Origin of the sequence: Mesobacillus subterraneus, assembly GCF_000934845.1 — a bacterium.
Classification (GTDB): Bacteria; Bacillota; Bacilli; order Bacillales; family Cytobacillaceae; genus Mesobacillus; species Mesobacillus stamsii.
This window is the reverse complement of record NZ_JXIQ01000030.1, coordinates 19,987-30,419: the sequence shown is the minus strand read 5'-3', so window position 1 is coordinate 30,419 and position 10,433 is coordinate 19,987. Positions and strand designations below refer to the sequence as shown.

The 10,433-nt window shown below is 43.2% G+C and carries 8 protein-coding genes; 7 read left to right on the top strand and 1 reads right to left on the bottom strand.

Annotated features, from left to right (window positions below; genetic code table 11):
* Positions 1-51: 51 nt before the first annotated feature.
* Positions 52-714 carry a Crp/Fnr family transcriptional regulator gene (locus UB32_RS05590; protein ID WP_044391954.1) on the bottom strand — a complete coding sequence of 221 codons (663 nt, stop codon included), beginning with the start codon at positions 712-714 and terminating at the stop codon, positions 52-54.
* A 251-nt stretch (positions 715-965) separates the two neighbouring features.
* On the opposite strand from UB32_RS05590, the gene argC reads away from it, so the two are divergent.
* From argC to argF, 7 genes are all read left to right on the top strand, one after another.
* Complete coding sequence (gene argC / locus UB32_RS05585) at positions 966-2,000, top strand: N-acetyl-gamma-glutamyl-phosphate reductase (RefSeq protein WP_044391951.1); 1,035 nt, start codon at positions 966-968, stop codon at positions 1,998-2,000.
* Between the two features lie 13 nt (positions 2,001-2,013).
* Complete coding sequence (gene argJ, locus UB32_RS05580) at positions 2,014-3,249, top strand: bifunctional ornithine acetyltransferase/N-acetylglutamate synthase (RefSeq protein WP_044391950.1); 1,236 nt, start codon at positions 2,014-2,016, stop codon at positions 3,247-3,249.
* 15 nt (positions 3,250-3,264) lie between these two features.
* On the top strand, positions 3,265-4,038 hold the full coding sequence (argB, locus tag UB32_RS05575) for an acetylglutamate kinase (RefSeq protein ID WP_044391949.1): 774 nt from the start codon (positions 3,265-3,267) through the stop codon (positions 4,036-4,038).
* Positions 4,035-5,189, top strand: a complete 1,155-nt coding sequence (locus tag UB32_RS05570; protein WP_044391947.1) for an acetylornithine transaminase — start codon at positions 4,035-4,037, stop codon at positions 5,187-5,189. The genes argB and UB32_RS05570 overlap by 4 nt, the downstream gene beginning before the upstream one ends.
* 76 nt (positions 5,190-5,265) lie before the next feature.
* Positions 5,266-6,345 (top strand): carbamoyl phosphate synthase small subunit, encoded by a 1,080-nt coding sequence (locus tag UB32_RS05565; protein WP_044391945.1) that lies wholly within the window; start codon positions 5,266-5,268, stop codon positions 6,343-6,345.
* Positions 6,338-9,436: a carbamoyl phosphate synthase large subunit gene (locus UB32_RS05560; protein WP_044391943.1), complete on the top strand. Its 3,099-nt coding sequence runs from the start codon at positions 6,338-6,340 to the stop codon at positions 9,434-9,436. Before UB32_RS05565 ends, UB32_RS05560 begins: the two co-directional genes overlap by 8 nt.
* Positions 9,433-10,389, top strand: a complete 957-nt coding sequence (argF, locus tag UB32_RS05555; protein WP_044391942.1) for an ornithine carbamoyltransferase — start codon at positions 9,433-9,435, stop codon at positions 10,387-10,389. Before UB32_RS05560 ends, argF begins: the two co-directional genes overlap by 4 nt.
* The last annotated feature ends 44 nt before the right edge of the window (positions 10,390-10,433 follow it).

Genomic DNA, 10,433 nt, shown 5'->3' with positions numbered 1-10,433 from the left:
TTCTTATTCAATATTGCATATTTCGCTTGGGCAGTTTTCGCCCGGTTTTTCTTATTCAATATTGCATATTTCGCTTGGGCAGTTTTCGCAGTCAATTTCTCGTCTCAGCATATGGAGTTTGTGTACGGTTATAAATCCTTTGTCGATGGAGATGATTTCTTGTTTTCTAAGCTCACTCAGTAATCGGTTCACGACTTCCCGTGATGTACCGCAGAAGTTGGCTAATTCCTGGTTTGTCAAGGATACATCTATTTTCGTGCCGTCGGCTGTTTCCACACCATAGCTGTTCACCAAACGGATCAAGGTAGAATACAATGCACCTTTCTTTCCGTGTAGAACGAGATCCCTGAATCTTGTTTGCGATTTGCGATGTTGCAGCGACAGCCATTTCACGAGTTCCAGAGCCAATTTGCTATCCTTTGCAATTTCGTCCTCAAGCAGGTCCTTTGGAATGACCGCTACACTCCCGCTTTCGAAAGCCCTGGCATTTAAAATATGCTGCGATGTCGGACTGAATAACGTCAATTCTCCGACCAACTCACCCGCAGAGCACATTCTAATGGTCAGTTCACGTCCATCAGAAACCATCTTGCTAATTTGAAATTTTCCGCTCTGAATAATATACAGCTCGTTTGCAGTATTTCCCTCTTCAAAAAGAAGACTGCCTTTATTAATCTTTTTGATTCTATGAACTTTTTCAAACAAATTATTCATATTTGGTGACAAGATTGTAGCCGTCAACATAGCGATTCCCACCTTTTTAGAAATCTATACACCCGTCCGTATCTAATATTAATATTATTATATTGTAAAGCATATAAAATCATCAATGTAATTGTGAAAAGTTCACATATTGTTAATAATTTAGTTGCTTTTTTTTCGTTTCATTTTTATAATAAAAGGAACTTCACTAATAATTATAAGTTTAATTGATTATTTATGCATAAGTTGAAAGGAGGAAACCAATGAAGGCAGCTATTATTGGAACGTCAGGTTATGGTGGCGGAGAGCTGATTCGTATACTCAATAATCATCCATTTTTCAGCATTCATTCCGTACATACAGCAAGGGAGGAAAGGCCGATATCTTTCGAGTATCCCCATTTAACAAATATTTTTGAACAAGTCCTTACAAGCATCGATCCTGAAAAAATTGTCGCCGAATCAGATGTTGTCTTCCTGGCAACACCATCGAAGGTTTCCGGAGAACTTGTCGAAAGCTTTTTTCATAAAGATATAAAAGTCATCGATCTGTCCGGAGACTTGAGATTAAAAGAATCCGATTCTTATAGGAAATGGTATAAACATGAGCCAGTAGCTGAGTCAGTTCTGACCGAGGCAGTGTATGGACTTAGTGAATGGAACAGAGAGAAAATTGCCGATGCAAGCATTCTCGCTAATCCAGGCTGCTATCCAACTGCAGCGCTTCTCGGTCTCGCGCCGGTTATCAAGGAAAAAGTGATCGATCCCAAAAGTGTGATCATTGATGCTAAATCGGGCGTATCAGGGGCAGGAAGATCTCCATCATTAGGCACTTTGTATGCTGAGTTAAACGAAAATTTCAAAATTTACAAAGTAAATGAGCATCAACATACCCCGGAAATTGAACAGCAATTAAGTCTTTGGAATGGGGCAGAGATGAAGATAACCTTCAGCACCCATCTGATTCCAGTTACGAGAGGAATCATGACAACCATGTATGTCAACCTAAAAAAAGAGATCGATACGGTGAAATTGCTGGATTTATATGAGGAAACCTATTCCCGACACCCCTTTGTAAGAGTTAGGAAGAAAGGGATTTTTCCGGCGGTGAAAGAAGTAAAAGGCTCGAATTACTGTGATATTGGCTTGCATGCGGACAGCAGGACGGGGAGGCTGACAATTGTATCAGTCATTGATAATTTGATGAAAGGCGCGGCAGGGCAAGCCGTACAAAACGCCAATATTATGTTTGGATTAGATGAAACGGCGGGTCTTAATCTGATGCCGTTGTATCCATAAAGGAGGATTCACAATGTACCAAGCTACAACAGACAAGAAATGGATTAAAGATATACCGGACGGCGGGATTTTGACTCCAAAAGGATTCAAATGCAGCGGTGTCCATGCGGGATTACGCTATAACAAGCTGGATCTAGGGCTGATTGTTAGTGAGACACCAGCAAGCTGTGCTGCCGTCTACACTACAAGCCATTTTCAGGCGGCTCCTCTTGTCGTTACTCAAGAAAGCATTGCGCGCGAAGGAGTTCTCCAGGCAGTCATTGTCAACAGTGCATGTGCAAATGCCTGCACAGGTGATCAGGGATATCGTGATGCACTAAAAATGCGGGAGCTGACAGCGGCAAAGTTTGGGCTGCCAGAACATTATGTAGCCGTTGCCTCCACGGGAGTCATTGGTGAATTTTTGCAAATGGAAAAAATAGAAGCTGGAATCGCAAAGCTTGCTATCGGAAACGATCAAGAGGATGAAACAAACTTTCAAACGGCGATTCTGACAACTGATCTAGTCACGAAACACGCTTGTTATTCAGCTGAGATTGATGGTAGGACCGTGTCGGTCGGCGGGGTAGCAAAAGGGTCTGGTATGATTCATCCGAATATGGCGACGATGCTTGGATTTTTAACAACAGATGCCAATATATCAAGTGAAGCACTGGCCAATGCGCTAAAAGAAGTAACCAATACAACTTTTAACCAAATCACAGTCGACGGCGATACCTCAACAAACGATATGGTTCTTGTCATGGCAAATGGTGAGGCCGGGAATCGACCACTGCATCCTGAGCATCCGGAATGGCCAGTGTTTATTGAGCTTTTAACAGAAAGCTGTGCCAGCCTTGCAAAACAAATCGCCAGAGATGGAGAAGGAGCGACAAAGTTGATTGAAATTTCCGTATCCGGTGCATTGTCTGATGAAGAGGCTAGAATGATTGGCAAGCAAATAGCCGGGTCCAATCTTGTCAAGACAGCGATTTACGGAGCGGATGCTAACTGGGGTAGGATCATTGGCGCAATTGGCCAAAGTGAGGCAAGCGTAAACGCGAATAATGTAGATATTGCGTTTGGTGATATCACCATGCTGAAGAAAAGTACACCGATGGCTTTCGACGAAGAAAATGCAAGGGAGTACTTAATGAATGACAAAGTCGAAATCTTTGTGAATCTAAATCTTGGGGATGGCCAAGGAATGGCATGGGGTTGTGACCTTTCCTATGATTATGTGAAAATTAACGCTAGCTATCGGACTTAAAAAGGGGAGGATTCTTTGAAAACGGTAGTCATGAAATGTGGCGGAAGTGTGCTGGATGAACTTGATGACCCATTTTTTATCAGTCTAAAAGAGTTGATGAATGACGGATATTTTCCGGTCATCGTTCACGGGGGAGGCCCGGCGATCAATTCCATGCTTGAGTTTTATAACATGACTCAAAACTTCAAGAATGGGCTTAGGGTAACATGTGAAAAGACAATGGAAATCGTCGAAATGGTCCTGTCTGGCCAAACAAATAGGCAGCTGTGTGGCATATTGACGAAGCAGGGATTCAATGTTCTTGGCATGAATGGGAGCGACAGCTTGTGTCTGCAGGCCGATTATATCGATAAACATGAATTAGGTTTTGTAGGCAAGGTCACCAACGTAAATACGGACTTGATCATGATGGTAGTTGAGTCGGGTTATATTCCGGTAATTACTCCGATTGGAATAGCCGAGGATGGAAGCAAGCTGAATATCAATGGAGATTACGCTGCTGCATCGATCGCAAAAGCTTTGCATGCCGAGCGCTGTGCATTTGTGACCAATGTTGATGGCATCATGATCGACGGAAAACTCGTCTCGGAATTAACCGCTCTTGAAATAGAAAACTATCTATCTGATGGCAGCATCTATGGCGGAATGGTACCGAAGGTGAATTCTGCACTAGCAGCAACAGCTGCCGGGGTAGAAAAAGCGATGATTATTTCTGGCAAAAAGCCATTCTATAAAAATAACTGCTGGCATGGAACTGTAGTTGCCGCAAAGGAAGGGATGTTAAAATGAGTCATTTATTCCCCACTTACCAGAGATGGGAAATTGAGCCTGAGCATGCGAGTGGTTCCATTATTCATGGAAAGGATGGACGTTCATATTTGGATTTTACTTCTGGAATCGGTGTTTGTAATCTTGGGCATCGCCCAGAGGCTGTAGAACGTGCAATTAAAGAACAGCTCGGATTATTCTGGCATGTATCGAATCTGTTTCCGCAAAGTATTCAAGAGGAAGCGGCAGAGAAACTTGCGAAAGCTGCTGAATTGGATTATGTGTTTTTTGCTAACAGCGGTGCAGAGGCCAATGAAGCCGCTATAAAACTAGCGAGAAAAGCCACTGGCAAAAAGAAAATCATTACGTTCCTGCAATCCTTTCATGGACGTACATTTGCTGGCATGGCGGCGACTGGGCAGGAAAAAATCAAGCAGGGATACGGGAGGATGCTCGAAACCTTTGTTCACCTACCATTCAATGATCTAGAAGCGTTAAAAAATGAATTAGACGATGATACAGCAGCCGTAATGATTGAAATTGTTCAGGGGGAAGGCGGAATTCATGTCGTTCATAAAGAGTTTATCGAAAATACCGAAAAACTCTGCGCAGAAAATGGAGTACTGCTTATTGTCGATGAAATCCAAACGGGAATTGGCCGTACAGGAAAGCCGTTTGCCTTTCAGCATTTTGGGATATCGCCTGATATTATTACAGTTGCAAAAGGGCTGGGTAATGGATTGCCGATTGGGGCAACCATCGGCAAAGCGCAACTTGCAGAACATTTTGGCCCGGGAAGCCATGGTTCCACATTCGGCGGAAATCCGATTAGTACTGCTGCAGCTTGCGCTGTGATGGATATTATATTTAAGAGTGAATTTCTTGAAGAAGTAACTGCCAAAGGAGATGCTTTATTTCAGCTGCTTAATCAAGAGCTTGGCAGTTTGGAAGTGGTAAAAGAAATAAGGGGCATCGGCTTGATGGTAGGAATCGAATTGACTGTTGCAGCCCAGGATTATTTAACGAAGCTGAGGGAGTCGGGATTGATTGCGCTGCCAGCTGGAGAAAAAGTGATCAGACTTCTTCCACCACTAAATGTAACGCACGAGGATCTGCAAAAAGCAGTATTTAAACTAAAGGAAATCTTGATAAATCAAACGATAACAGCGTAAGAGCTGTGTATTTTTTTAAAAATAAATGAATAAAAATTGATATTAATAAATAAAAATTCAACTGGAGAGGTGACAAATGGAAGGATATTTGCATCTGGCAGACGGAAAGAAATTTCAGGGATCCTTGCTTGGCTCGCTACCTGAGGAGGGGATCGCCGGGGAAATCGTCTTTTTTACAGGAATGACAGGATACCAGGAGGTACTAACCGATCCATCCTATAAGAATCAAATTATTGTGTTCACTTATCCTTTGATTGGAAATTACGGGATAAATGATCAGGATTTCGAAAGCAAGAAGCCGCATGCAGCAGCGGTGATTGTCAGTGAAGCTGCGAAAGAAGCATATCATTATGAGGCACAGCACTCTTTTACCGAGTATCTTGAGAAATGGAATATTCCTATCCTGGAGCATATTGACACCCGTGAGCTTGTAAAAGGGATTCGACAGAATGGAACGATGCCGGCAGTTGTCACAGCCAGTCCGGAAAATGCAGTATGCTGCGACACAATCAGCAGTCTGAAAGTGAAAGAGGTTTCTGTCCCATCCCCTGTAACCATTGGCAGGGGGAGCAATCATATTGTTTTGGTTGATTATGGCTTTAAAAAGTCGATTGCCGAATATCTTGTTAACCAAAAATGCCTTGTTACAATCGTTCCCTACAATTATAGTGCAGACCAAATTTCAGCACTAAAGCCTGATGGGGTGCTTTTATCCAATGGACCAGGAGACCCGAAAGAGTTAATGGATCAGCTGCCGGAGATCCGGAAGGTGGCTGAATATTATCCGGTGTTAGGAATTTGCCTCGGCCATCAGCTTGCTGCCCTCGCTTTTGGCGGGGATACGAAGAAAATGTTGTTTGGGCACCGCGGAGCAAACCAGCCTGTATTCGATGTCACTGGAAACCGAGTCTTCATGTCCTCACAAAATCACAGTTATGCGGTCGATCAAAATAGCATTGAGCATACTGGTTTAAAAATACGCTTCCTTAATAAAAATGACCAGTCCATCGAGGGGCTTTACCATGAGAAACTGCCGCTGATGACTGTTCAATTTCATCCAGAAGCAAGTCCTGGACCTGAAGACAGCATTTTCATATTCGAGGAATTCATCAATACAGTCCAATACAGAAAGCGGAGAGAAATTAGCTATGCCTAAGGATACAAGTATAAAATCCATATTGGTCATTGGATCGGGACCGATTATCATTGGTCAGGCTGCAGAATTTGATTATGCAGGGACGCAAGCTTGCATTGCCTTGAAAGAAGAAGGCTACCGCGTCATCCTTGTCAACAATAACCCAGCCACCGTCATGACGGATCATGTGTTTGCAGATGCAGTCTATTTTGAACCAATGACAGTGGAGAGTGTAGAAAATATCATCAAAAAAGAAAGGCCAGATGGCATTCTCGGGACACTTGGCGGCCAGGCAGGATTAAATCTGATATTCCAGCTGAGTGAAGAAGGAATCCTTGATGAATACTGTGTGAACGTACTTGGCACTTCCGTGTCGAGCATCAAACAAGGGGAGGACAGAGAAGCATTCCGAAGCTTGATGCATAAGCTTGGTGAACCCGTGCCAGAAAGCAAAATTGTTCAAAAGGTAGAAGATGCGGCTGATTTTGCAGAAAGAATCGGTTTTCCACTAATTGTCCGTCCAGCCTACACACTTGGCGGAACCGGAGGAGGAATTGCCAAAAACATGGCTGAATTGCTTTCGCTCGTGTCAGGTGGATTGAATGAAAGTCCGATCAATCAATGTCTGGTAGAAAGAAGCATTGCCGGCTTCAAGGAAATTGAATACGAAATGATGCGTGACTCTGCTGGAACTTGTATCGCCATTTGCAATATGGAAAATATCGATCCGGTCGGAATCCATACTGGTGACTCCATCGTTGTTGCACCTTCGCAAACACTGACGGACACGGAGTATCACATGCTCAGGACTTCCGCCATAAAAATTATTTCTGCTCTAGGAATTGTCGGCGGCTGTAATATCCAGTTTGCTCTTGATCCAGTAAGCAAGGGATACTTTTTGATTGAAGTGAATCCGAGGGTCAGCCGGTCTTCCGCACTCGCTTCAAAAGCAACGGGTTATCCGATTGCCAGAATGGCAGCAAAACTGGCAGTTGGATATAATTTGGCAGAGCTCAAAAATCCGGTAACGGGCAATACATTTGCCAGTTATGAGCCAGCGCTCGATTATGTAGTAGTAAAAATCCCGAAATGGCCGTTCGAGCAATTCCCGAAAATTGACCGCAGTCTAGGGACACAGATGAAAGCGACAGGCGAAGCGATGGCAATGGATAGAAGCTTCGAACGTGCATTCATCAAAGCCGTCCGCTCCCTTAACCTTAATACTCAGGACTTGAAGCTGCCTGTCCTCACGGATTATTCCGTTGAGGAGCTGTATAGCTTAGTCGACAATCAGACAGATCAACGGATTTTTGCATTGCTGGAACTGCTCCGCAACGGGGAGAAAATAGAATCTCTTCATGAAAAAACCAAAATCGATTTGTTCTTCCTGGCAAAGTTCCAATCATTAATGGAGCTGGAGAAGACAATTGCGATGTACGATATCGAAAGCATTCAGGCATCAGCCCTTCGGAATTTTAAAGAAAAAGGATTTAGCGATGCCTTTCTTGCAAAACAATGGAATGTATCGGAGTCACAGGTAAGAAAGCTCCGTAAACACCAAGGTATCATTCCAGCTTACAAGATGGTCGATACATGTGCTGCTGAATTTGAATCGACATCCAATTACTTTTACTCCAGCTACCTAGGAGAAAATGAAGCTGTGGTCTCGCGAGGAAAGCGCAAAGTACTCGTGATCGGAAGCGGACCGATCAGCATCGGCCAGGGAATTGAGTTTGACTATTGCTCCGTTCACGGCGTCTTCGCCCTAAAGGAAGAAGATGTTGTAACGATTATGATAAATAACAATCCGGAAACAGTCAGTACTGATTTTGCTATTTCCGACAGACTGTATTTCGAACCATTAACAATGGAAGATATTTTGAATGTAATAGAGCTAGAAGAAATAGAGGAAGTCATTGTCCAGCTAGGCGGGCAAACAGCTTTAAATCTAGCCAAGGGATTAGAAGAAGCGGGAATTCAGCTGCTGGGAACTACTTCCGAAACCATTGATGTGTTTGAAGACAGAGATGAATTCTACAAGCTGTTGAATAAGTTGGCGATTCCACATGTTAATGGGGAGACAGCTGCAAACGAACAAGAATTGCGAAAGGCAGCAGCACGCCTTGGATACCCTGTACTGATTAGACCATCGTATGTGATTGGCGGACTGAATATGGTCATTGTACGTAACAATCAGGAGTTAAGGGAAGTTCTCGAAGCGGGAACGATCCCATATCCAATCCTTGTTGATCAGTATATGGAAGCTAGAGAGGCAGAACTTGATCTCGTCGCAGATGGGGAGCATATCTTGATTCCAGCAATCATCGAACATATAGAGAAGACAGGTGTCCATTCAGGCGATAGTTTTTGCATGATTCCAGCCCAAAGCTTTTCCAAACAGACAAAGCAACGGATGGCAGATTATGCCAAGAGAATTGTGAGCAATTTGAAATACAAGGGATTAATGAACATCCAATTCATTGTTAAGGATGATGAAGTATATTTACTGGAAGTCAACCCGCGCTCAAGCAGAACGATGCCAATCGTTAGCAAGGTCGCTGGAGTGGATTTAGTGAACAAAGCGACAAAAATATTGCTCGGGAAATACTTTTTGTCGAAGGATGAACTCAAACTAGATACGGATGCACCATTCATCTGGGTGAAACATCCAGTATTCTCAAACTTTGCATTAAAAGGCTTGGATAGCAAAACGGGTCCGCAAATGATTTCGACGGGGGAAGGAATAAGTGTAGGAACCACCTTCCAAGAAGCCATCAATAAAAGTTTTCATTCGCTTAATGGAAAAAGTGTTCATGGTGCGATTGCGATTGCCGATCAAAGCGTATTAGCCGAAATGGAAAAGGAGTTCCCTGCGATTCCGTTTGTAGGCACCGATCATTTGAAGGTAGATCCCTTTATTGCTGCCTTATATTGTCCTGGGAACAGCAAAGAAGATATTGATCTAAGGGAGTGGGCGGTAAAGAACAGGAAGATCATCTTGACACAAAAGGAAACATTGTATGCTTTACTAAAAAGCCTATCCGTGCAAACTTGGAATGTAAAATCACTGGGAGAATGGCTGGCTGAATATAAGGGAGTGGTGGCAAAATGACAATGGTACAACAGCATGATATCAATCTAAAAAGCCGGGATTTACTAACACTTGCACATCTAGAAAAGGATGAAATTTTGGGATTGCTGGACAAGGCGATTATCCGCAAAGAGAAGACGCTAAAAAAACAATTTGATCAGCCCTTAAAAGGGAAAATCCTTGGAATGATTTTTGATAAATCTTCGACTCGAACCAGGGTCTCTTTTGAAGTGGGTATGATCCAGCTTGGAGGAAGTGCACTGTATTTAAATGGCAAGGATCTTCAACTGGGCAGGGGCGAATCGCTAAGCGATACAGCCCAAGTACTATCGCAATACCTGGATGCCATCATGATCAGGACATTTTCTCATAAATCGGTGGAGGAGCTGGCATATCATGCCGATATACCGGTGATTAATGGGTTGACCGATTTAGATCACCCGTGTCAGGCGCTGGCCGATTTGATGACAATCTATGAAAAGAAAGGAAAGCTAGAAGGATTAAAGCTGGCATATATCGGCGATGGCAACAATGTTGCTCATTCTCTAATGATTGCCTGTACAAAAGTGGGTATCGACATATCGCTTGCATGTCCTTCTGGTTATTTTCCGGATTCGCAAATTACATCCCTTTGTGAAAACTTTGCAGAAAAGAGTGGTGCAAAACTTGTCCTAACAACATCACCAACAGAAGCTGTTGCTCAAGCAGATGCAATCTATACAGATGTATGGACCAGCATGGGACAGGAAGAAGAAAACGAAAAAAGAAAAAAAGATTTTCAAAATTTTCAGGTGAATGCTGAATTGCTGACATCAGCAAAAGAAGATTACCTGTTCCTCCATTGCCTTCCTGCACATCGAGGAGAAGAAGTAGCCGCAGAAGTCATCGACGGGAAACACTCCGTAGTCTTCGAACAGGCTGGAAATCGCCTTCATGCCCAAAAAGCTTTACTAGTTGAAATATTAAAGGACTAGATCAAAAGCGCAAGCCTTTAGATGGTAAAAAAAGGATAAAATAA

Excerpts from the sequence above, each read along its gene's own strand:
- UB32_RS05590 (WP_044391954.1), bottom strand. The coding sequence starts at position 714 with ATGAATAATTTGTTTGAAAAAGTTCATAGAATCAAAAAGATTAATAAA.
- argJ (WP_044391950.1), top strand. The coding sequence starts at position 2,014 with ATGTACCAAGCTACAACAGACAAGAAATGGATTAAAGATATACCGGAC.
- UB32_RS05565 (WP_044391945.1), top strand. The coding sequence starts at position 5,266 with ATGGAAGGATATTTGCATCTGGCAGACGGAAAGAAATTTCAGGGATCC.
- UB32_RS05560 (WP_044391943.1), top strand. The coding sequence starts at position 6,338 with ATGCCTAAGGATACAAGTATAAAATCCATATTGGTCATTGGATCGGGA.
- argC (WP_044391951.1), top strand. The coding sequence starts at position 966 with ATGAAGGCAGCTATTATTGGAACGTCAGGTTATGGTGGCGGAGAGCTG.
- argF (WP_044391942.1), top strand. The coding sequence starts at position 9,433 with ATGACAATGGTACAACAGCATGATATCAATCTAAAAAGCCGGGATTTA.
- UB32_RS05570 (WP_044391947.1), top strand. The coding sequence starts at position 4,035 with ATGAGTCATTTATTCCCCACTTACCAGAGATGGGAAATTGAGCCTGAG.